This window comes from Xylophilus sp. ASV27 (assembly GCF_016428875.1).
Classification (GTDB): domain Bacteria; phylum Pseudomonadota; class Gammaproteobacteria; order Burkholderiales; family Burkholderiaceae_C; genus Xylophilus.
Map to the genome: position 1 here is coordinate 1 of NZ_JAELTO010000417.1, position 257 is coordinate 257.

1 pseudogene is annotated in these 257 nt (G+C 59.9%); it reads right to left on the reverse strand.

Going from position 1 to position 257, the window contains the following annotated elements:
- Positions 1-140: 140 nt before the first annotated feature.
- A pseudogene (locus JHD63_RS23595) lies at positions 141-257 on the reverse strand (IS5/IS1182 family transposase); the annotation flags it as partial.

Genomic DNA, 257 nt, shown 5'->3' on the forward strand with positions numbered 1-257 from the left:
TAGGGAAGGTCTGCGCAATGAGCTTTGAGATGTGCTGAGGCGGCCTGATAGAGCCAATTTGCAAACAAGTCCAGCCGTGCCGCGGCCTTTGGGCCCTTTGCGGGCCTGTTTTTCGGCCATCAGGCCGTTTGCAGGCGCACTCATGCCTGCGCTCCCATCAATCGCTCTCGCATCATCCACAGGTTGGACAACGCAAACAGCGTGTGCAACTGCGCGGTGTTCTTGGCCAGCCCGCGGTAGCGCACCTTGACGTGTCC